The organism is Massilia sp. HP4 (genome assembly GCF_005222695.1).
Taxonomy (GTDB): domain Bacteria; phylum Pseudomonadota; class Gammaproteobacteria; order Burkholderiales; family Burkholderiaceae_D; genus Telluria.
This window is the reverse complement of the sequence record NZ_STGG01000037.1, coordinates 24322-47307: the sequence shown is the minus strand read 5'-3', so window position 1 is coordinate 47307 and position 22986 is coordinate 24322. Positions and strand designations below refer to the sequence as shown.

The window sequence follows — 22986 nt, the reverse complement described above, 5'->3', positions numbered from 1 at the left end:
TCTCCTGATGGTTTTTTTGTTTCTACGTAAGCAACCGTCTACGGTTGTCTGGTGCGGGCGAGGTCATTCCAGAAAAGGAATGCCTGCCGTCCTGTTCTGCGAACAGGCAGGCCTAACTTGCCACGGCCGGCTGGCTGGTAACGCTGATCGAAATGGCGGGATAGGGCTGTCGCGGGCTAGGTGACGCCGGCCAGGCGGCCGGACGTGCGGTGACGTCTCTGTGGTGCATGCTCATCTCCTCATTATTTTTTTACTTCAAGCACTGGATGCGAACATTTCTACTAACACGAATGTTATCGCAACCATCCCAGTCTACTGGTCAAAAATAATGATTGTCAACAAAATATTCCGAACGTTGGTAAAGCGCGAATGTTAGAGGTATCAGTTGTGCGGACTCTATCAAGCGATATACCGCTGCCACCCATGCCATCGCGCTAAATTGGCCGATAAAACACTTTCAAATCGAAAAGGTTCGCGCTAACATTCCCTGACACCGGATGATACAAAACAACATCCGGAACCAAAAAAGATATGGAGACAATCAATGCAAGGACTCTTCGGGCGGCTGTGGGCCGCACTTCTTCTCGGTATGTTGCTGTGCCTGCCGACCCATGCCGCCGCAGAAGATGGTTATCAACTGTGGTTGCGCTATCAACCTCTCCCTGACGCCCAGCGCGCCCAGGTCGCCGATTCGATCCTGGTACTCGGCGCCGACAGTCCCGCCAAGGGCGCCGCACGCGCCGAGCTGCAGCGCGGCCTGCACGGCTTGCTGGGCAAGGCGCCGGGCATCGTCGCCAAGGCGCGCGCCAATAGCGTGGTGCTGGCGCGCGGCGCCGAGCTGCCGGCCGGCCTGGATGCCGCCTCCGCCGTGCGCGAGCAGTTGGGCAAGCTTGGCGATGAAGGCTATCTGGTGCGGCGCGCCAAGCTGGACGGCTTACCGGTCACCCTGGTCGCTGCCAACACCGACACCGGCCTGCTGTATGGCAGCTTCGCCTGGCTGCGCGAGCTGCAGCTGGGCACCGGCGCCGACCGCGTGGCGCTGGCGTCGAAGCCTGCCCTGCCCCTGCGCGTACTGAATCACTGGGACAACCTCGATCGCAGCGTGGAGCGCGGCTATGCCGGCCAGTCGATCTGGAACTGGTGGGAACTCCCGCACATCATCGATCCGCGCTACACCGACTATGCGCGCGCCAATGCCTCGCTGGGCATCAATGGCACTGTGTTAAACAACGTCAACTCCAAGGCCGAGGTGCTCGGCGCGCCGTTCATCGCCAAGGCCGCCGCCATCGCCGACGTGCTGCGTCCGTATGGCATCCGGGTCTACCTGTCGGTGCGCTGGTCGACCCCGCTCGAGATGAAGCAGACCAAAACCGCCGATCCGCTCGACCCCGAGGTCGCCGCCTGGTGGAAGAACAAGGCCGACGAGATCTACCGCACCATTCCCGACTTCGGCGGCTTCCTGGTCAAGGCCAATTCGGAAGGCCAGCCGGGCCCGCAAGACTATCGCCGCAACCACGCCGACGGCGCCAATATGCTGGCGCGCGCGGTGGCGCCGCACAAGGGTATCGTGATGTGGCGCGCCTTTGTCTACGCCTCGCCCGAGGAATCGAAGGCCGGCAAGGCGCATGACCGCGCGGTCGAGGGCTATGACCAGTTCATCCCGCTGGACGGCAAGTTCGACGACAACGTGCTGGTGCAGGTCAAGAACGGCGCCATCGACTTCCAGCCGCGCGAGCCGGCCCACCCGATGTTCGGCGCCATGCCGAAGACGCCGCTGATCATGGAATTCCAGATCACCAAGGAGTACCTGGGCTTCGCCACCCATCTGGCCTATCTCGGCCCCATGTTCCAGGAAACGCTGGAATTCGATACCCGCATCGGCGGTAGCAAGGTCACAGTAGCCGACACCATCCAGGGCAAGCAGGGCCGCGTGGGCGGCATCGCGGGCGTGGCCAATATCGGCGCCAGCCGCAGCTGGAGCGGCTCGATCTTCGACCAGTCCAACTGGTATGTCTACGGCCGCATGGCCTGGGACCAGGGCCTGGACAGCCGCGCCGTCGCGCGCGAATGGGCTGCCCAGACCTTCAGCCCCGAACCGAAGCTGCTGGACCCGGTCGTGAACATCATGATGCGTTCGCGCGAAGCCGTGGTCGACTACATGACGCCGCTCGGCCTGAACCACGTGATGGGCAGCAGCCACCACCACGGCCCGGCGCCCTGGGTCGACAACCTGGAACGCGCCGACTGGAATCCGATCTATTACCACCGCGCCGCCCGCGACGGCATCGGCTTCGACCGCACCGCCAGCGGCAGCAATGCCGTGGCCCAGTACGCACCCGAGGTGGCGCGCCGCTTCGCCGATCCCAAGACCACGCCGCCCGAGCTGCTGCTCTGGTTCCACCGCCTGCCCTGGGACTACCGCATGCCGTCCGGCCGCACCCTGTGGGAAGAACTGGTGACGCGCTACGACCACGGCGTGGCCGAAGCCGCGGCGATGCAGGCCGAGTGGCAAGGCCTGAAACCATTCGTGGACGCCGAACGCTTCGCCGACACGGCCCAGCGCCTGGCCCAGCAACACGTCGAGGCGCAATGGTGGCGCGACGCCAGCATCGCCTATTTCCAGGACAGGTCGGGACTGCCGCTGCCGGCCGGCGTGCGCAAGCCCGCGCACTCGCTCGAGCACTACAAGTCGATCCGCTTCCCGTATGCCCCCGGCATCTGAGGCCCATCCTGTTTGCCTGATTCACTGGAGATTGTGTAGATGAACCCAATCCAACGCGCCGCCACCCCGACCATCGTGGAGATGCAAGTCATCCCGGTCGCCGGCCGCGACAGCATGCTGCTCAACCTGTGCGGCGCGCATGCGCCGTATTTCACCCGCATCCTGGTGCTGTTGAAGGACAGCGCCGGCCGTACCGGCATGGGCGAGGTGCCCGGCTCGAACGGCATCCTTCTGGCGCTGCAGAAGCTGGCGCCGCTGGTACAAGGCACCGAGATCGGCCACCACCGCCAGACCCTGATCCGCCTGCGCGCCAGCATCTCGGGCGCCAGCCACCAGGTCACGTCCAGCGCCGAGGCGGCGGTGATGAAGCAGCCGCACGAGATCAACCTGCGCCTCGAGAACGTGGTGACGGCCGTGGAGGCGGCCCTGCTCGACCTGCTCGGCCAGTTCATGCACCTGCCCCTGTGCGAGCTGCTGGGCGAGGGGCAGCAGCGCAGCCACGTGCCGATGCTGGCCTATCTGTTCTATATCGGCGACCGTGGCCGCACCGACCTCGGTTACGACATTGACGCCGGCCGCGACGGGTGGTACCGGGTCCGCAACCAGGAGGCGCTCAGCGCCGAATCGATCGGCGACATGGCCGCGGCGGCGGTCGAGCAGTACGGCTTCAAGGACTTCAAGCTCAAGGGCGGCGTGATGCGGGCCGGGGAAGAGATGGAAGCGGTGGCCGCCATCAAGCGCCGCTTTCCGGACGCCGGCGTGACGCTCGATCCGAACGGCGCCTGGTCGCTGGCCGAAGCAATCGATGCCTGCCGCGGCCAGGGCCACCTGCTGGCCTATGCCGAAGACCCGTGCGGCCCCGAGGGCGGTTATTCGGGACGCGAGATCATGGCCGAGTTCAAGCGCGCCACCGGCATCCGCACCGCCACCAATATGGTCGCCACCGACTGGCGCCAGATGGCCCATTCGCACTTGCTGGGCGCGGTGGACATCCCGCTGGCCGACCCGCACTTCTGGACCATGCAGGGTTCGGTGCGCCTGGCGCAGCTGTGCCACGACTGGGGCCTGACCTGGGGCTCGCATTCGAACAACCACTTCGACGTCTCGCTGGCGATGTTTACCCATTGCGCGGCCGCCGCGCCGGGGACGATCACGGCGATCGACACCCACTGGATCTGGCAGGAGGGCCGCGAACGCCTGACGAAGGAACCCCTGCAGATCGTGGGCGGCCAGGTGGCGGTGCCGGAGCGTCCGGGCCTGGGTATCGAGCCCGACATGGCGCGCATCGGTGAGGCGCACGAACTGTACAAGAAGGTCGCGGGCGGCGCGCGCGACGATGCGATGGCGATGCGCTACCTGCTGCCCGATTTCGTCTACGATCCGAAGCGCCCCAGCATGGTGAACCGATGATCGCAGCGATCCTGGCCAGGACCCGGGGCCGCACCATCCGTGGCCTGCGCTGGTGGATGATCAGCCTGATCATGCTGGGAGCGGTGGTCAACTACCTGACCCGCAGCTCGCTGGCGGTAGCCGCCCCCACCCTCTTGACCGAGCTGAATATCACGACCCAGGAATACGCGTATATCACGGCCGCCTTCCAGGGCGCGATCATGCTGCAGCCGCTGTGCGGCTATGTGCTCGACGTGATCGGCCTCAAATATGGCTTCGCGATCTTCGCCACCGCCTGGTCGCTGATCTGCATGGCGCACGGCATGGCCACCAACTGGCAGACCCTGGCCATCCTGCGCGGCCTGCTCGGCTTTGCCGAAGGCTCGGCCAATCCGGCCGGGATGAAGGCGGTCTCGGAATGGTTCCCGGCCAAGGAGCGCGGCCTGGCGGGCGGCGTGTTCAATGTCGGCGCTTCCTTCGGCTCGATGCTGGCGCCGCCGCTGGTGGTGTGGGCGATCCTGCACTACAACTGGCAATCGGCCTTCGTGATCACCGGCGCGCTCGGCCTGGTATGGGTCTGCGCCTGGCTGCTGCTGTACGACGCGCCCAAGCGCCACCGCCGCCTGTCCGAGGCCGAGGCGCAGTACATCGCCGCCGGCCAGGAAGACCACCTGGCGGGCGACGGCAGCAAGCCGTCGGTCATGAGCATCCTCAAGAAACGCAATTTCTGGGGCATCGCCCTGCCGCGCTTTCTGGCCGATCCGGCCTGGGGCACGCTGGCGTTCTGGGTGCCGCTGTACTTGACTACGGTGCGCGGCTTCGAGCTGAAGGACATCGCCATGTTCGCATGGCTGCCGTTCCTGGCGGCCGACCTGGGCTGCATGTTCGGCCCGATGGTAGTGCTGGCCCTGCAAAAGCGCGGCGTGCGCCTGATCAATGCCCGGCGCGGCGCCTTTACGCTCGGCGCCATCATGATGATGGGCGTGGCCTTCGTCGGCTATGTCGACAATGCCTATGCGGCGATCGCCCTGCTCAGCCTTGCAGGCTTTGCGCACCAGACCTTGTCGGTCACCGTCATCACGATGTCGTCCGACCTGTTCCGGCGCAACGAGGTCGCCACCGTGGCCGGCATGTGCGGCACCTTCGGCAACCTGGGCCTGCTCATCTTCTCGCTGCTGATCGGCACCCTGCTGGCCAGCGTCGGCTATACGCCCTTCTTCGTCAGCCTGGCGGTGCTCGACCTGATCGCGGCGGTGCTGCTGTGGACCCTGGTGCGTGAGCCGGCACAGCCCCACACTCCCCTGGAAAAAACATGATCCACAACCCGATCCTGCGCGGATTCAATCCAGACCCGTCCATCGTGCGGGTCGGCGACGACTATTACATCGCCACCTCCACCTTCGAGTGGTACCCCGGCGTGCAGATCCACCATTCGCGCGACCTGGTGCACTGGCGCCTGGCCGGCCGTCCGCTGACCCGCGCCAGCCAGCTCGACATGCGCGGCGCGCCCGATTCCTGCGGCGTGTGGGCGCCTTGCCTCACGCATGCGGATGGCCTGTTCTGGCTGGTCTACACCGACGTCAAGCGCTATGGCCGCACCTCGACCGGCGCTGCCGGCGGCAGTGCCTCGCTGCGCGATTTTCACAATTACCTGGTCACCAGTCCCAGCATCGATGGTCCCTGGTCCGATCCGGTACACCTGAACAGCAGCGGCTTCGATCCATCGCTATTCCACGGCGACGATGGCCGCAAGTACGTGCTGAACCAGTTGTGGGACCACCGCCCCGGCGGCAAGCGCTTCGCCGGCATCGTGGCGCAAGAGTACTCGGTGCAAGAGCAGCGCCTGGTCGGCAGCCGCACGAATATCTTCGCCGGCACCGAGCACGGCCTGACCGAGGCGCCGCACCTGTACCGCCGCGAGGGTTATTACTACCTGCTCACCGCCGAAGGCGGCACCGGCTGGAACCATGGCGTGACAATGGCGCGTTCGCGCGACCTGCTCGGGCCGTACGAGCTGCATCCTGACCTGAATGTCCTCACCACGCGTTCACGTCCCGACGCGGCGTTGCAGCGCGCCGGCCACGCCGACCTGGTCGATACGCCAGATGGCCGTACGTATATGGTCTACCTGTGCGGCCGGCCTTTGCGCAACCGCGGCACCTGCACCCTGGGACGCGAAACTGCGATCCAGGAAGTCGTATGGGGAGAAGACGGCTGGCTGCGCACGCTCGATGGCGAGGGCATGCCGCAACTGGAGGCCGAGGCGCCGGGCCTGCCCGAACACCGCTTCGACGCCGCGCCTGAACGGGCCGAGTTCGACACGCCCGATTTGCCTTCGGAATTCCAGTGGCTGCGCACGCCATATCCTGAAGAGCTGTTCAGCCTGACGGCGCGGCCCGGCCACCTGCGCTTGTTCGGCCGCGAAACCCTGGGCAGCACCTTCCGCCAGGCGCTGGTGGCGCGGCGCCAGCAGGCGCACTGCTTCAGCGCGGCGACCGTGGTCGAGTTCGAGCCGGAACACTTCCAGCAGCAGGCCGGCCTGGTCTGCTACTACGGCGCGGCCAAGTTCCACTACCTGTACATCACCCATGACGACGAGGTCGGCAAGCACCTGCGCGTAATGAGCAGCCTGCCGAATCACATGCAGGCCGACAGCTTCACCGCGCCGATCGCCATCCCGGCTGGCGTGCCGGTGCAGCTGCGGGTGGAAGTGGACGAAGAACGCCTGCTGTTCGGCTACCGCCTCGGCGACGGTCCCTGGCAGTGGCTGGCGCAGCAATTCGACGCCAGCATCCTGTCCGACGAAGCCGGCGCGCCCGGCCAGCCCAACTTCACGGGCGCGTTCGTGGGCGTGGCCTGCCAGGACATGGCCGGCACCGCCCTGCATGCCGACTTCGATTATTTCGAATACCGCGAGCGGCCTTACCTGCCCCGGCCGTAGGCGCAGTTGTCCAGCTGCTGGAGCGGCACCGCCGCCGCCAGCGCGGCATAGCCCCCATGCGACGGATGCAGGCCGTCGCCGCTGTCGTAGGCCTTGGCCAGGTAGGACGGCCGGGCCGGATCGCGCAGCACCGCGTCGAAATCGAACACGCCGTCGAAGGCCTTTTCTCCCCTCACCCAGTCATTGACCGCCTGGCGCAGCGCCTCGTTGTGCTGCGCCGGCGCATAGTAGCCGCTGCCCATGAAGGGCGTGATCGTCGCGCCGATGACGCAGATCCCCCTGGCGTGGGCGCGCGCGATCATCTGCAAATGCGCCTGCCTGAAGTCGCCCAGCATCGCCTCGATTGCCTGCGGCGTGTCTTCCTTTGAGCGGCGCAGCACGCCGATGTCGTTGACGCCGATGAAGACGATCGCGTGGCTCACGCCATTCCTCGCCAGCACGTCGCGCTCGAAGCGGGTGATGAGGCTCGGGCCCAGGCCTTCGCGCAGCAGGCGGCCGCCGCCGATGCCGGCATTGATCACGGCGAGCGGCCGCTTGCCGTCCTGGGCGATGCGCTGCACCAGGTGATCGGTCCAGCGGTTGTTGGCGTCGGTGGTCGCGCCATAGCCGTCGGTGATCGAGTCGCCGATCACGACCACGGCCCGCGCCGGCGGCGGCGCGCTGACTTCGATATCTGCCAGCTGGTGCCAGCGCGTGACGGTCTTCGCATCGTCGAGGCTTGCCGCGGCGGTCTGGCGGCCCGGGGCCAGGAAGGTGGTCGTGCGGGCGCCGGCATGGCCGGTCTGCTGGCCCGCCGCATTCGCCAGGTGCATGGTCACGGCGACATCGAGGCCGCTCGTCGCCGCCATGTCGACCGGGTCGCTGACGTACTCGGCGCCGGCCGGTATGCGCACCGCGGTGCTGCCGTTGAAGCGCAGACCCTGCAGCGAACCCGCCACCACTTCAGAGGAACCCGGCTTCACGGCGCGCGCGATGCTGGCCTCGTTCACGACCAGCATCTCGCTGCCATAGGCATTGCTGATGCGGACCCGCACCTGGCTTCCTCCAAGCGACAGGCGCACGACCTGGCGCACGGTGCCGTCCTTCCACAGCTCGGCCGGCATGGCTTCGGCCTGGCCGTACGACATCTGGGAGGTACCCCAGCTGCTTACCCAGTGCCGGGCTTCGGCATGGCCGGCGGATGGCGGCAGTGCGCAGGCGCCCAGGCCGAATGCGGCCAGGACGGCGATGGCCAGACGGCCTCGACGATATATATTCAAGCTTGTCTCCGGTGATGGCATGACCCGCAAAAGGCAGGACTACCAAATCTGTAACGCCAATGATAGCGCAATCAAAGTACCGGAGTGTGGTGTTTCAGGCGAATATGCGGACCGGCGGCCGGATACGCGGCGCCGCGTCCGACTGGCGCCGCACGAGCGCGAAATCGGTCTTGACGTGCTCGGGGCCGGCCGGCAGGCCGGTGCGCTCGTTCGTCACGCGCTGGACGATGCATTCGATCGCCGCCTCGGCCATGTCCATGGTCGGCTGGCGCACCGTGGTGAGGGCCGGCCAGATCGTGGTCGACAAGGCGGTGTCGTCGAAGCCGACCACGGTGATATCGCCCGGCACGTCGAGCCCCAGGCGGTGGGCCACGGCGACGGTGGCGGCGGCCATGTCGTCGTTGCTGGCGAAGATCGCCGTCGGGCGGTCGGCCAGCGCCAGCAGGATTTCTGACGCGTCCAGCCCGGAGCGGTAGTTGAACATCCCCTGCGTCACCAGCTCGGGCGCCGGGTCGGCACCCAGCTCCTTGATCGCCGCCTGGTAACCCTCCAGCCGCGCGCTGCTCGCCGACTGGTAGGGATGCCCGGTGATGAAGCCGATCCGCTGGTGGCCCAGCTCGATCAGGTGGCGCGTCATGTCATAGGCGGCCTGGCGGTCGTCGATGCCGATCGCGCTGGCGCGCGGATCGGGCTGGCCGCAGGCGATCAGGGCCAGCGGGATGCCGGCATCGACGATGCGCGACACGATCTCGGCATTGTCGACCAGCGGCGGCGGCAGGATGATGCCATCCATATGGTTGTCGATCAGGCGCTGGGTCTGTTCGGCGATCTGGTCGCCGTCGGCGCACTTCTCGACCAGCAGCTGCACGTTGTTCAGGCTGACCTTGTTCAGCAATCCCAGCAAGACCTCGGTCAGGTAGGCGCCGCTGCGCACGCTGGGCATGCTGTACAGGAAGCCGATGCGGATCGGCCGGGATCCGGCCAGCAGCCGCGCCTCGGGGTTCGGCGCGTAGTTCAGGGCGGCCGCCGCGGCCGTGACCTTCTTGCGCGTACTGGCGCGCACGGTCGACTTGCCGTTCATGACGCGCGAGACCGTCATCGGCGACACCCCGGCGAGCTTCGCCACATCGGCCATGTTCGGGCCGCGTTTGGCATCCGCTGGGACGATGAATCCGGTATTGGAATTAGACATGCGGAGCAACCTCTGACAGGCAATGTTAGCGCGAACTTGAATGATCCCATTCTACCACGCGGCCTTGTACTTACGACAGCTCCAGCGTTTATATCCGCTATGCGAAATGGTAATAAAGCGGTTGACGGAAGCATGCTGTCTCATCCACAATCGACAATAATGATTGCGCTAACTTTTTACTGATGCGGCGTGATACATGCGTGACCTGACTACCGCACGACGGCTTCCCGGCGCTAGACGGTAGACGGTTGCAATTGCTTTTCAACACATAGATTGGCAAGACAATGACGACAATTACCAAAGCGCAGCCGACGCTGGAGACAACTGAAAAAATCGGCTATGCACTGGGCGACCTGGCCGCCAACCTGATCTTCCAGACCCTGCTCACCTTCCTGGCCTTCTTCTACACCGACGTATACCAGATCTCGCCGAACGCCGCGGCCAGCATCATCTTCATCGGCGGCCTGGTCGGCGCGTGCTTCAATCCGCTGATGGGCATCATCGCCGACCGCACCTCGACCCGCTGGGGCAAGTTCCGTCCGTGGATCCTGTGGACCTCGGTGCCGTTCGGCCTGGTGGCGATCCTGGCCTTCAGCACGCCCGACCTGGGCGAGCGCGGCAAGTACATCTACGCGCTGCTGACCTACATCCTCCTGATGCTGGTGTACTCGGCCAATAACCTGCCCTATTCGGCCCTGAGCGGCGTGCTGACCGGCAGCATGGCCGACCGCAACAGCCTGTCGTCGTACCGCTTCGTCGCGGTGCTGGTCGCCCAGCTGGTAATCCAGGTGCTGCTGCTGCCGCTGGTGCTGATCCTGGGCGACGGCGACAAGGTGGCCGGCTTCCAGACCACGATGATGATCTTCGCCGTGGCCGGCACCATCTGCTTCCTGATTACCTTCTTCACCACCCGCGAACGCATCGTGCCGAGCGCAAGCCAGCGCTCGAGCATCAGGCAGGACGTTGCCGACCTGCTGCGCAACCGCCCCTGGGTCGTGATGCTGGTGCTGACCATCCTGGTGTTCATCACGCTGTCGCTCAAGGGCGGCATGTACATCTTCTACTTCCGCAACTTCCTGCAAGAGGCAGCGCTGGCGGCCTTCCTGAACGACGTCGGCTTCCTGACCTTCATCGACGGCCTGAACGCGATGCTCACCAATATGGGCCTGACCAAGTTCCACTGGCCGGAAGACGCCGCCACCTCGGGCTTTTCCCTGTTCAACGCGGTCGGCATCATCCTGATGATCGTCGGGATCGGCTTCTCGAAACCGCTGGCCGACCGCTTCGGCAAGCGCGACGTGTTTGGCGCAGCCCTGCTGCTCGCGGCCGTGTTCCGTCTCAGCTACTACTGGATCGGACCGAGCTCGATCGGCCTGGTGTTCGTCGCCCAGATCCTGTACGGCTTCTTCTACGGCATCACGATCCCGCTGCTGTGGGCCATGATCGCCGACGTCGCCGACTACTCCGAGTGGAAAAACAACCGCCGCGCCACCGCCCTGCTGTTCTCGGCCATGATCTTCGGCCTCAAGGCGGGCCTCTCGATCGGCGGCGCCCTGGTGGCAGCCCTGCTGGCAGGCTATGGCTACGACGCCGCGCAAGCCGTCCAGCCGGCCCAGGTCGCCGATGGCGTGCGCCTGTCGGTCAGCGTGTATGCGGCCATCCCCTTCCTGCTGGCCGTGTGCTGCCTGGCGCTGTACGACATCCGCAAGACCACCGAGCTGCAGATCGAACGCGAACTCGGCGAACGCCGCGCGCTCGCGGCCCAGCAATGATTTTCACTTGAACCCGAACCAGACGAACTCCAATGCCTGAAATCATCGACAAAGACCGCGTCCAATCCCTCACGGAGCGCGCCATTTCCACACCCCTGCTCGAGCACATCTACATCGCCGATCCGTCCGCACACGTGTTCGACGGCCGCATCTATATCTATCCTTCGCACGATATCGAAGCCGGCGTGCCCTTCAACGACGACGGCGCCCATTTCGCGATGGAAGACTATCACGTGGTCTCGATGGACCATCCGGGCGCCGAGGCGGTCGACCACGGCGTGGCCCTGCACGTACGCGACGTGCCGTGGGCCGCGCGCCAGATGTGGGCGCCCGACTGCGCCAGCAAGGACGGCAAGTACTACCTGTATTTCCCGGCCAAGCGCCCGGACGGCATCTTCCAGATCGGCGTGGCCGTCAGCGACCAGCCGACCGGCCCGTTCACGGCGCAGTCACAGCCGATCGCGGGCAGCTATTCGATCGACCCGGCCGTGTTCGGCGACGACGACGGTGAGTTCTACCTGTACTTCGGCGGCATCTGGGGCGGCCAGCTGCAGAAATACCGCGACAATGCGTATGGCGCCGAGCATGAGGAACCGGCCGCCCACGAGCCGGCGCTGCAGCCGCGCGTGGCGCGCCTCTGCGGCGACATGCTGGAACTGAGCGAGGAGCCGCGCGCGGTGCAGATCCTCGACGCCGACGGCAAGGAGCTGCTGGCCGGCGACAACGAGCGCCGCTTCTTCGAGGCGCCGTGGCTGCACAAGCACGACGGCAAATACTACTTCTCGTACTCGACCGGCGACACCCACCTGCTGTGCTACGCGACTGGCGATAGTCCCTATGGCCCATTTACTTACCAGGGCCAGATCATGACGCCGGTGATCGGCTGGACCACCCACCATTCGATCTGCGATTTCGAAGGCCGCTCGTATCTGTTCTATCACGACAGCAGCCTGTCCGGCGGCGTCACCCACCTGCGCTCGGTGAAGGTGACCGAGCTGCATTACGACGACGACGGCAAGATCGTCACCATCGCGCCTTATCGCCAGGCGTGAACCGGACATCGACAACATAAAAGGAGACAACACCCGATGACATCGCGACGCGACACCCTCAAGCTGCTCGGCACCGCCGCCGGCGCCATGCTCGCCCCCAACGTACTGGCCGCGCAGAACGCCGGCCCCGCCCTCAAGGACCTGGCCAAGGCCAAAGGCATGCGCTTCGGTAATGCCATCGGCTTGCTGGAAGACCAGGACACCCGCAAGAGTTTCCGCGACCCAGCCTACCGCGCACTGATGGCGCGCGAGTGCAATATGATCGTCGCCGAGAACGAGACCAAGTGGCAGGCCCTGCAGCCGAAACCGGGCCCCTACCAATGGGGACCGGCCGACGAGATGTTCGCCTGGGCGCGCAAGGAAGGGATGGCGATGCGCGGCCATGCCCTGATCTGGCAGGATCCGAAGTGGCTGCCCGCCTGGGTCAACGCGCTAGACCTGAAATCGAAGCCAGTCGGCCACGCCGAAGCAATCCTGCGCGAGCACGCCAAGACCGTCTGCACGCATTTGAAGGACGTGATCAGCCACGACGTCGTCAACGAGGCGGTGTCGCCGAAGGACGGCAGCCTGATCCAGAACGTGTTCACCAAGCGCATGGGCGCCGTCGAGCAGATCGAATTCGCTTTCCGCCAGGCCCACGAGCACGCGCCGAAGGCGCAGCTGGTGTACAACGACTTCATGGGCCCGGGCCTGGGTGACGACGCCAAGCACCGCGCCGGCGTGCTGAAACTGCTGGCCGAACTCAAGAAACGCGGCGCCCCGATCCATGCCCTCGGTCTGCAAAGCCATGTCAGCGCCGGCGACATGATGTCCGGCCCCGCCAACGCGGCGGTGCTGCGCGAATGGCGCAAGTTCCTGGACGAGGTCACCGGCATGGGCCTGGACCTGCTGATCACCGAGTTCGACGTCAACGACAAGGCCTTCCCCGCCGATTTCGCCAAGCGCGACGCGGCCACTGCGGCGCTGGCGCGCGACTACCTCGACGTGACCCTGAGCTATCCGACTTGCCGCGATTTCCTGCTGTGGGGCATGGCCGACCACGTGAACTGGCTGCAGGTCTGGGCCGACGCGAAGCGTCCGGACGGCCTGGCGCAGCGTCCGACACCTTACGACAGCCAGCTGCGCGCGAAACCAATGCGTGAAGCTATCGCCGCCTCGCTGCGCGCGATGCCGATGCGTAAGGCCTGATCGTCGATCGCACAGCGTCAAGCCTGCTGTGCGGTACGATCAGCCGCAGCACTCACAAGATCGTTGTATCGAAGGAGATCCGTATGCGTTTTTACCCGATGTTTTCCGCGATTCTCGCCGCCGCTGTTTCAGCCGCGTCGCCGCTTGCAACAGCACAGTCCGGCCAATGCTCCACCACGAGTTCGGCAACTTCGGCCGCACTCACAACGCAAGAAATTGCCGAAGGCTGGAGCGTCTTGTGGGACGGCACATCCAACGCCGCCTGGCGCGGTGTCAACTCGGAGCAGTTCCCGCAACATGGCTGGCAAGCCTGCAATGGGATCCTGACCGTCCAGGGCGAGGGAGGCGAGGAATCGCGCGGCGGCGGAGACATCATTACCCGCAAGCGCTACGCCGATTTCGACCTCAAACTGGAGGTGAAGATCGCACCTGGCGCCAATAGCGGCGTGAAGATCTTCACCCAGCCGAACCTGGCCCCGATCGACAGGCTGACTGGCAAGCCGGCCGCAGTCGGCTCGGCCATCGGGCTTGAATTCCAGGTGCTTGACGACGAACGCCATCCGGATGCAAAGGCGGGCCGCGACGGCAACCGCACCATTGGCTCCTTGTACGATCTTATTGCTGCCAAAAAAGACAAGACGCCTTCGCCGGTTGGCGATTGGAACCAGGTGCGCATCCTGTCGCAGGGCAAACACGTGACGTTTTGGCTCAACGGCAGGAAGACCGTGGAATTTGAACGCGGTTCCCCTGCATTTCGCGCCGCCGCTGCGGCGAGCAAGTTCCGTGACATTCCCGGCTTCGGTGAATGGGCCGATGGCCACATCCTGCTGCAGGATCACGGCGACCAGGTCTCTTTTCGCAATATCATGATTCGCGACCTGCGCCCACAATAAGCGCCCATGTTTCATCACACGCTAGGCGCGATGAATACGCGCTTTTGCATGGTCTTGCCGGCTGTCGACGCCCGCGAAGGAATGGTGCTTGCTCGCCATACGCAGGCGCTGCTGCGCGAGCAGGAGCTGATGATGAGCCGCTTTATTCCAGAAGGCGATCTGGCCACGCTCAATCGCACTGCCGCCCACGGTCCGGCGCCCGTGCCCGACGGGCTATGGCGGGTGCTGGATACCTGCAGGCGCCATCATCGCCTGACCGGGGGCGCGTTCGATATCGCCCAGGGCGCACGGCGCCGCGGCCACGGCATGGCGCTGCTGCACTTCGACGCCACGGCGCGCACGCTGCACTTCGCCGATCCAGGCATACAACTGGACCTTGGCGGCATCGGCAAAGGAATCGCTGTCGACGTGGTCAGGCAATACCTGGTCGACCAGGGAGTGGAACAGGCCCTCCTGAGCTTCGGAGAAAGTTCCGTGGGTGTCATTGGCGCCCATCCGGCCGGCGACCACTGGCCGATCGGCGTCGAACACCTCTATGAGCGGGGTAGATCGCTGCACCGCTTCGAACTGCGCGGCGGTGCGATGTCCACCTCCGGCAACCGTGATGGCCAGGCGCACATCGTCATTCCGGCTTCCGGCGAACTGGTAGAGGGATGCACCACGATTTCCGTTTCCTGTCCAGGCGCAGCGGACGCCGAGGCACTGTCCACCGCACTATTCGTACTGCCCAGCTCGCGGCGCGCAAGCGTCCTGCGGAACTACCCTGGCGCGCAGGCAGTGGAATTCGCGTATCTGGAACGAGATGCAAGCTGGACTGTAGAAAAGAGATGGCAGCATGAATAGTCAATTCCCCGACAAACCCCACACTGCAGCGAGCGATCCGGCCCTGCGGCGCCGCTTCCTTGCGCGACTGGCTGCGAGCATCGCCGGCTCGAGCCTGCTCAGTGGCTTGCCATGGATGGCGCCATTGCGCGCGCAGCCAGTGGGCGACGCACCTTCGGACCGCGTACGGCTTGGCATGATCGGCACTGGTTCGCGCGGCAAGCTGTTGCTGCAACACTTGTTGAACACGCCTGGCGTCGAGGTGACGGCGCTGTGTGACGATTACCCGCCACACTTGACCGCCGCCCTTGCGCTGGCGGGAGGCAAGCCGAAAGCCTTCACCGATTACCGCAAGCTGCTCGACATGCCGGACCTCGACGGTGTGCTGATCTCGACGCCGCTGCATGAGCACGCTCCCATGTGCCTGCATGCTCTGGCTGCCGACAAGCATGTGTTCTGTGAGAAGAGCCTGGCGTTGACCGTGGACGAGTGCAAGGCCATCTCGCGGGCGGCAAGCACCAGCAAACGTGTATTCCAGGTCGGGCACCAGCGCTTGTTCAGTGCTTCGTTCCTGCACGCGCACGAGATCGTGCGGTCGGGTCGGATAGGACCCATTACGCAGATCCGCGCGAGCTGGCACCGGAACAATGACTGGCGCCGCCAGGTACCGACGCCCGGGCTCGAACGCAAGCTGAACTGGCGGCTGTATCGCGCCTCATCGGCTGGTCTCATGGCTGAGCTGGCTTCGCATCATCTGCAGATCGCCAACTGGTATCTCGATGCCGCGCCCCTATCCTGCGTCGGCTACGGCAGCATCAATCACTGGAAAGATCAACGTGAGGTGTACGACAACGTGAACGTGCTGTTTCGCTACCGCGATGGCGTCACCTTTATCTATGACTCGCTCACCAGTAATCGCCACCACGGCATGGAAATCCAGATCCTGGGCTCCCGGGGCACGATCGAAGGCGAGAGCGGAAAAATGTATTCGGAACAACCGCCTCCCGCGCCCGGCATCAAGACAGCCATCGATCGCGTGGAGCGCGCCAGCATGGAGACGATTCCCATTGGCGGGCCGAGCTGGCAAGCGGACAGCAAGAGCGACGCGCTTGGACAGGCGCTGCGCCGCGACCTGGGCGGTGACGACGGCACCCTGCTATCGATGGCTGCATTTGCCAACGCAATTCGCCTCGACCAGCCGATTCCGCAAATGATCGACCACGCTTACCGTTCCGGCATTGCCGCACTGATGGGGCAAGCAGCAATGGACCAGGGAGGTGAAATTGCCTGGCCCGGCGACTACAAGTAAGAACCTATAACAACTCAAGGAGACTTCATGCAGCACTCGCACTCTTCGACCCGCCGCCGACTCGTCAAGGGGGCACTCGCCGCCCTCGCTGTGCCTGGGTTCGCCCATGCAGGCAAAGCGACCGGCAAGGTCAACCTGGCTTGCGTCGGCATCGGCAATCGCGGCGCACAGATCATCAAGGAACTGCATGCCACCGGCCTCGCCAACATCGTGGCGCTGTGCGACGTCGACATGGGTGCGCCGCACACGGCCGAGATCCTCGAGATGTTCCCGAAGGTGCCGCGCTTCCAGGATTTCCGCCGGATGTTCGATGCGATGGGCGGGCGTATCGACGCCGTCGGTATCGGCACGCCGGACTTCTCGCACTTCCCGATCGCGATGTTGGCAATGTCGGAGGGCAAGCACGTCTACTGCGAGAAGCCGATGGGGCAGAGCTTTCGCGAAATCGAACTGATGATGGCAGCCGAACGCAAGTACAAGGTTGCAGCCCAGATGGGTAATCAGGGCCACTCCGAGGCGAACTATTTCCAGTTCAAGTCCTGGGTCGACGCCGGCATCATCAAGAACGTGCGCGCCATCACGGCGCACATGAACAATCCGCGCCGCTGGCATGGCATGAAGGTGTCCGGTTACCTGCCGCGCCAGCCGATACCGGCGACACTCGACTGGAACGGGTGGACCGCCACCGGCGCGTTCCATGAATACAATCAAGGCTATATCAACGGCGATTGGCGCTCATGGTTCGACTACGGCAACGGCGCCCTTGGCGACTGGGGCGCCCATATCTTTGACACGGCCCATGAGTTTCTCCAGCTTGGCCTGCCGACCGAAATCGACGCCGTCCGGCTTGAAGGCTACAGTCCGCTCATCTTCCCTCAAGCCTCTACGCTGGCATTCAGGTTCCCGCAACGCGGTGCGCTGCCGCCGCTTGAACTGACGTGGTATGACGGTGTCGACAACCTGCCGCCGCTGCCAAAGAATTTCGGTGCAGCCATTGTCGATCCAAACGTCCCGCCCCCGTCGAAAGGCAGTGGTACTGCAGCAAAGCTGCCTCCTGGGAAGATCATCTACGGCGACGACCTGGCGTTCAAGGGCGGTACACATGGATCCGAACTGAGCATTATTGGCGAGGCCGGACAGGACCTCGCCCTTCCAGCCGTGCCGAAAAGCCCATCGAATCACTATGCGAATTTCCTCAAGGCGTGCATGGGAGAGGAAACCTGCCGCTCGAACTTTGCCGTCGCAGGTCCCTTGTGCCAGGCGATGGCATTAGGCGTCATTGCCCAACGGGTCAATGCCAGGCTCACTTTCGATCCGGTCAGCAAGCAGATCACGAATCACAAGCGCGCCAATGCGCTGCTTGCCGGAGCACCGCCGCGCAAGGAGTGGGAGAGCTTCTACAAGCTGGCGTAACAGCGGCCCGACTCTCAGCCGCGCAGCAATGGCGGCGCGTCACATAGTGGCGCGCCGCCCTGGAGGTATCTACAGGCGCGGGCTTTGCTGCGGCCCCAGGTAGCTCGGTTTCAGGCCGCCGGCATCGATCACCAGCTTCTGCACCACCAGGCCCGGATCGAGCGCCCAGAACTTCAGCACATGCTTGCCCGGCTTGCTCAACTGATGCTCGGTCGTGAATACCGCCGCCCCATCCGACACGATCTTTTCCCAGAATTTCTCCGACTCGTCAGCATGCACATTGACGATGGTCGGCGCCTCGTCGTCGATCGACACGGCATAGCGGAAACCCGCGCCCGGCTGGAATTTCAGGGTCGGCGCCAGCGTTACCTGCACCTTGACCGGACCGCTGCTGACCGTATTCACGTCGTACTCCAGGCGCATGCCCTGCTTCACGTCCAGTGCCTTGGCGGTGACCGGCAAGGTCGTCACACCCGAATCGGTGCGGCCATGGCCCGGAATCCTGAGCCAGTTGCGGCCCTCGGGCGCCAGTGCACGCGCATAGTTCGTGGCCTCGATCGACACCACGCCGTCGGTCTCGACGAAGCCTTTGGAGCCAACCGGGATGTCAGCACGACGTAGCGGCACATTGACCAGCACCCGCGTATCGTTCGGCCCGGTGATGGTCAGGACCGCCGGCTGCGGCCTGGCCGGCACCTTGTCCCAGCGTACATCGACCGTCACGCGCTGCTCGCCCGTCACCTTGCCGCTGGCCTGGCTCACCACCACCCAGGGTTGATTGGACTCGATCCGGAAGTCGAACGGCGCGCTGCCGCGGTTGAAGATATCGAGGTAGTGCGATTTTTTCGCGTAGGGATCGAACACCGGCAAGTCCAGCGCCTTGAGACCGTAGGCGCCCCAGGCCTTGACGCCGCCTTCGACCGCCACCGACATATTGGCGCCAGCCGGCACATCGATGCGGTGCACGGCCGGCAGCACATTGGCGCGCGGCTGTTCCCAATTGACGTAGCCGAAGCGGGTCTGCGACATCATGTGGTTCCACTTGCCGCCCTTGACCGCATGATACTGGCGCGCCAGCTCGACGTCGTTCTTGTACAGCGCCTGCACACGCTCGGCCATGTCATTGGTGGTGGCGCGGAACTGGGTGGCGTAGTGGTGATTGAGGCCCGCCGCCACGTACAGTTCGTTCATATTGCTCGATGCCGCGACCGGATACTGCACCAGCTGGAAGAAAGCGTCGCGCTGTTCGGGCCGCAGTTTCCCGGCCATCTTGCGCGCACGTTCGGCCAGCGCGGCGTAGTCGCGCGCGATGCGGCCGGCTTCATCGTAATTGAGCACGCTATAGGTGTCCGGCGCGAGCTGCTCGGGCTTGCGGCGGCCGTTGAAGCGCGTGTACTGATCGACCAGGTCGGCGATCTCCACCGCATGCTCGGCGCCGAACTCGCGCGTCGCCCACAGGCGCAGGTATTCCGGCAGGCGCTCGGCCGGCCAGGCTTGCGGGTTCCAGGCATAGGTCAGGAAGAACTCGATCGGCACTTCCATCGGCTTCAGGTCGCCGACATTGACGATCCACATGCGCTTGGCGTCGTACTGCCAGGCCAGGTGCATCTGTTCCCAGATCTTCGGGATCGGCGTCACGTTCAGCCATTTATAGGAACGCGGGCCGCCCACGTAGTCGAAGTGATAGTAGACGCCGGCGCCGCCCGGACGCGCGCGTTCGTCAAGCGTTGGCAGGCGGCGGATATTGGCCCAGTTGTCGTCGCACCAGAGCAGCAGCACGTCGTCCGGCACGCGCATGCCCTTCTCGTAATAGCCCTGCACTTCCTTGTACAGCGCCCAGACCTGCGGCACCTCGCCGGCCGGCTTGCCGGTGTCCTTCTCGATCATCGCGCGCTGGTCGCGCACGATTTTCTGCAGCAGGTCGACGTTGTCGTCCTCGGACATCGGCTCGTCGCCGTCGCCGCGCATGCCCAGCGTGATCACGCGGTCCTGGCCATGCGAGTTGCGCAGGCCCTGCTTCCAGAATTCCTGCAGCACGCCGGCGTTCTTGCTGTAGTCCCACGGGCCCTTGCCGAAGCGGGCCCATTCGTCGTGCGCGCGCATCATCGGCTCGTGGTGCGAGGTGCCCATGATGATGCCCATCTCGTGCGCCAGGCGGCCGTTCTCGGGGTCGTCGGCATAGAAGGCCGCGGGCGGCCACATCGCCGGCCACAGGTAGTTGCCGCGCATGCGCAGCACCAGCTCGAAGACTTTTTCGTAGAACTTGTGGTTGAAGCCGCCGTATTTCTCCTTGGCCCAATTGGTCAGGGCCGGCGCCTCGTCGTTCAGGAAGATGCCGCGGTACTGCACCACCGGCGCGTCGCTCACCTTGGTATCGAGGGGGACAGCCAGCGTGGCCTGGCGCGCCGGGACCACGTCGGCCCACCACTTCCAGGGCGAGACGCCCATCTGTTCCGACAGGGTATAGACACCGAAGATGGCGCCGCGACGGTCGCTGCCGGCCACCACCAATGCCCGCGCCACGCCCGGCATCGGGTTGGCGACGGCCTGGATCAGGAAGCCTTCCCACTTGCCGCGCAGGCCGGCGACGTCGATCTTGCCTTCCGCGGCCAGGCGGTCGACCAGGGCGCTTTGCCCAAGGGTGCCGACGATGATGACGCTATCGGCCGCGCTACCCGCGGCGTGCGTCAAGGCCGGCCTGGCGCCGGTGACCAGCGCGATATCGCCCTGCAGGTCGGCCACGGCGCGCCGCACGCCAGCGTCGTCCTCCGGATCGACCAGCAGCGGCGCGGCGCGGCCCTTGTCCGCCAGCACCACGGTTTGCGGGCCGGCCTCGAAGCGCACGATCTGGCGCTCGCCCACCGCCCAGGCCGATGGCGCGGCCAGCACCGCGCAGAGCGCCGCGCATAGTCCCATCCCTGGCGCAAGGGCGCGCCGAAACAGCTTCATCGTCAGTGTCATGAGCTTCCTTGTCTCCTGAGTTTTTATGGTGATCTCCAACTGTAATAACAATTTATAACATTTTGTGTTAGCGCGATCATTCGAGTATAGGTTTGACGGTTATTTGTTGTCAATTCATACGTGACACGGGCAGGCGCCCGGGCGGCAATGACGGCGGGTGTAGAATGCCGCCTTTCTTCCCCTATCTATAAGCTGCAACCATGAAGCCTGCCCGCATCCTGACCTTCAAGTGCGCCAAATGCACGAAGCCGGTCAAAGTCTTCCTCCAGAAAGTGTCCGCCTGCTCGCACATCCAGCCCTACCAGGGCATCTGCGCCTGCGGCGAAGTGAAACGCCACGCAACCGGCAGCCCGGACGCGGTCAAGGGCTATCTCGAATCGCTTGATACCAACTGGCATCACCATCACTGATATGACGACGCGGATCGCATGGCAGGAAGGTGGAGAAACCCGCTGGGCGCTGTGGCGCTCGGAGAGCGGCTGGCCGGCGCCGAAGAAAGTGGTGCTGGCCGATGACACCATGAGCGCCGACGCCGCCTATCGCCTCGCGCTGGACGGCACCGCCCTGCTGTGGCGCGGCGACTTCCAGAACGCGCGCCAGCTGCTGCAGGCGCTGGTGCGCCGCATCGAGCACAAGGGCGAACGCGGCCGCCGCGCCAAGCCCAAGGCGCCGGCCACGCCAACCGAGGCTTTCCACCGCCATCGCCTGACCCAGCTGCAGCGCGCCCGCACCCTGGCGATGCTCCTGATCCCGTTCGAAGCCGACCATGGCATCCCCTTGCGGCGCGCACCCGATGCGCGCCTGGCCTGCCTGGAAGCCTACGGCCCGGCCGATGAACCTTATGTCGCGTCGCTGCGCGAGCTGCTGGGCGTGATCGGCGCCCACGAATGGCGGCGCAAGGGCGTCATGGTGCCGGCGCTCGACGACCGCATCCACCCCTGGTATGGCGTGTTCTCGCCGGTGCGCGGCGAGTACGTGGAACTGGTGGCGCAGGCGCCGCTGCCCACGGGCGCGAAAACGGCTTTCGATATCGGCGCCGGCACCGGCGTGCTGTCGGCCGTGCTGGCGCGGCGCGGGATGCAGGTGCTCGCCACCGACATGGATGCGCGGGCGCTCGGTTGCGCGCGCGAGAACATCGCGCGGCTTGGTCTTGCAGCCCAGGTCGACATCCAGCAGGCCGACCTGTTCCCGCAAGGCCGGGCGCCGCTGGTGGTGTGCAATCCGCCCTGGCTGCCGGGCAAACCAAGTTCTGCCATCGAATACGCGATCTACGATCCGGACAGCCGCATGCTGCGCGGTTTTCTCGATGGCCTGGCCGCGCACCTTGAACCAGATGGCGAAGGCTGGCTGGTCATGTCGGATTTCGCCGAGCACCTGGGCCTGCGCAGCCGCGAGCAGTTGCTGGGCTGGATTCAGGGCGCCGGCCTGGAAGTCGTCGCCCGCCACGATACGCGTCCCGTGCACCCTCGCGCCAGCGATCCGGACGATCCGCTGCATGCGGCGCGTTCGAAGGAAGTCACCTCGCTGTGGCGCCTGCGCGCCGGCTGACCCTGTCTTATTGCGGCAACTTGCGTACCTCGGTGTCACCGGGCGCCAGCAAGTTGCCGTCCTCCCCCACCGGCGCCATGCGCGCCAGCCGCTTGCCGGTCTTCTTCTCGACCAGGTCCGAATGCGCCTCGCCCGGCGCGAACAGTTCGCCCTCGCCCCACTGTCTCAGCGCCACCACGACCGGGAACAGCCGCTGGCCGCGCGCGGTAAGCACGTACTCGTGGTAGGCGCCGCCCGGCGCCGTCGGCTGGGCGACCAGGATGCCGGCCTCCACCAGCCGCCGCAGGCGGTCCGCCAGAATGTTGCGCGCAACGCCCAGGTTGCGCTGGAAGTCGGTGAAACGACGCATTCCATCGAAGGCATCGCGCACGATCAGCAGCGACCAGCGGTCGCCGATCAGGTCGACCGACCTGGCCACCGGACATGGCTCATCGATCAGGGTATCTTTTTTCGCCATAGTGGTTGCATTTTAAAACCAGATTGACTACGCTTCAACTGGTTTCAATTTGCAACCGAATGGAGATG

17 protein-coding genes are annotated in these 22986 nt (G+C 65.0%); 13 read left to right on the top strand and 4 right to left on the bottom strand.

The genetic code is table 11. The features are described 5' to 3' along the window. Window positions 1-544 precede the first annotated feature (544 nt). Genes E8M83_RS13570 through E8M83_RS13555 form a run of 4 tightly spaced genes read left to right on the top strand, consistent with a single transcriptional unit; the run spans window position 545 to window position 7052 of the window. Window positions 545-2722: an alpha-glucuronidase family glycosyl hydrolase gene (locus tag E8M83_RS13570; RefSeq protein ID WP_170976800.1), complete on the top strand. Its 2178-nt coding sequence runs from the start codon at window positions 545-547 to the stop codon at window positions 2720-2722. A gap of 39 nt (window positions 2723-2761) precedes the next feature. Beyond that, the gene (locus E8M83_RS13565) at window positions 2762-4132 is read left to right on the top strand and encodes an enolase C-terminal domain-like protein (protein WP_137173872.1); all 1371 of its coding nucleotides are present in this window, start codon (window positions 2762-2764) and stop codon (window positions 4130-4132) included. Next, the gene (locus E8M83_RS13560) at window positions 4129-5427 is read left to right on the top strand and encodes an MFS transporter (RefSeq protein WP_137173871.1); all 1299 of its coding nucleotides are present in this window, start codon (window positions 4129-4131) and stop codon (window positions 5425-5427) included. Before E8M83_RS13565 ends, E8M83_RS13560 begins: the two co-directional genes overlap by 4 nt. Then, on the top strand, window positions 5424-7052 hold the full coding sequence (locus tag E8M83_RS13555) for a glycoside hydrolase family 43 protein (protein ID WP_137173870.1): 1629 nt from the start codon (window positions 5424-5426) through the stop codon (window positions 7050-7052). Before E8M83_RS13560 ends, E8M83_RS13555 begins: the two co-directional genes overlap by 4 nt. On the opposite strand, the gene E8M83_RS13550 is transcribed toward E8M83_RS13555, so the two are convergent. Together E8M83_RS13550 and E8M83_RS13545 are read right to left on the bottom strand one after the other, a co-directional pair. Then, complete coding sequence (locus E8M83_RS13550; protein ID WP_229491521.1) at window positions 7034-8311, bottom strand: SGNH/GDSL hydrolase family protein; 1278 nt, start codon at window positions 8309-8311, stop codon at window positions 7034-7036. The genes E8M83_RS13555 and E8M83_RS13550 overlap by 19 nt on opposite strands. Window positions 8312-8405: 94 nt before the next feature. After that, window positions 8406-9503, bottom strand: coding sequence for a LacI family DNA-binding transcriptional regulator (locus E8M83_RS13545; protein ID WP_137173868.1), 1098 nt, complete (start codon window positions 9501-9503; stop codon window positions 8406-8408). A gap of 284 nt (window positions 9504-9787) precedes the next feature. On the opposite strand from E8M83_RS13545, the gene E8M83_RS13540 reads away from it, so the two are divergent. From E8M83_RS13540 to E8M83_RS13510, 7 genes are all read left to right on the top strand, one after another. Then, window positions 9788-11275, top strand: a complete 1488-nt coding sequence (locus E8M83_RS13540) for an MFS transporter (protein ID WP_137173867.1) — start codon at window positions 9788-9790, stop codon at window positions 11273-11275. A gap of 32 nt (window positions 11276-11307) precedes the next feature. Continuing rightward, a complete protein-coding gene (locus E8M83_RS13535) occupies window positions 11308-12327 on the top strand; it encodes a glycoside hydrolase family 43 protein (protein ID WP_137173866.1) in 1020 nt (339 codons plus the stop codon). Window positions 12328-12363: 36 nt separating this feature from the next. Beyond that, window positions 12364-13515, top strand: a complete 1152-nt coding sequence (locus E8M83_RS13530; protein WP_137173865.1) for an endo-1,4-beta-xylanase — start codon at window positions 12364-12366, stop codon at window positions 13513-13515. 83 nt (window positions 13516-13598) lie between these two features. Continuing rightward, window positions 13599-14408 carry a DUF1080 domain-containing protein gene (locus E8M83_RS13525; protein WP_206077456.1) on the top strand — a complete coding sequence of 270 codons (810 nt, stop codon included), beginning with the start codon at window positions 13599-13601 and terminating at the stop codon, window positions 14406-14408. A gap of 30 nt (window positions 14409-14438) precedes the next feature. Further along, complete coding sequence (locus E8M83_RS13520) at window positions 14439-15251, top strand: FAD:protein FMN transferase (protein WP_170976799.1); 813 nt, start codon at window positions 14439-14441, stop codon at window positions 15249-15251. After that, a complete protein-coding gene (locus tag E8M83_RS13515) occupies window positions 15244-16539 on the top strand; it encodes a Gfo/Idh/MocA family protein (RefSeq protein ID WP_137173863.1) in 1296 nt (431 codons plus the stop codon). The genes E8M83_RS13520 and E8M83_RS13515 overlap by 8 nt, the downstream gene beginning before the upstream one ends. Before the next feature lie 27 nt (window positions 16540-16566). Then, a complete protein-coding gene (locus tag E8M83_RS13510) occupies window positions 16567-17952 on the top strand; it encodes a Gfo/Idh/MocA family oxidoreductase (RefSeq protein WP_137173862.1) in 1386 nt (461 codons plus the stop codon). Window positions 17953-18021: 69 nt separating this feature from the next. Here the strand turns inward: E8M83_RS13510 and E8M83_RS13505 are convergent, their stop codons facing one another. Continuing rightward, a complete protein-coding gene (locus E8M83_RS13505) occupies window positions 18022-20913 on the bottom strand; it encodes a glycosyl hydrolase 115 family protein (protein WP_137173861.1) in 2892 nt (963 codons plus the stop codon). 200 nt (window positions 20914-21113) lie between these two features. Here E8M83_RS13505 and E8M83_RS13500 point away from each other — a divergent pair, with 200 nt between their 5' ends. Both E8M83_RS13500 and E8M83_RS13495 read left to right on the top strand, forming a co-directional pair. Then, a complete protein-coding gene (locus E8M83_RS13500; protein ID WP_137173860.1) occupies window positions 21114-21323 on the top strand; it encodes a hypothetical protein in 210 nt (69 codons plus the stop codon). Between the two features lies 1 nt (window position 21324). Further along, the gene (locus E8M83_RS13495) at window positions 21325-22461 is read left to right on the top strand and encodes a class I SAM-dependent methyltransferase (protein WP_170976798.1); all 1137 of its coding nucleotides are present in this window, start codon (window positions 21325-21327) and stop codon (window positions 22459-22461) included. Between the two features lie 7 nt (window positions 22462-22468). Here E8M83_RS13495 and E8M83_RS13490 read toward each other — a convergent pair whose 3' ends face one another. Continuing rightward, window positions 22469-22918, bottom strand: a complete 450-nt coding sequence (locus E8M83_RS13490; RefSeq protein ID WP_137173859.1) for a helix-turn-helix domain-containing protein — start codon at window positions 22916-22918, stop codon at window positions 22469-22471. Between the last annotated feature and the right edge of the window lie 68 nt (window positions 22919-22986).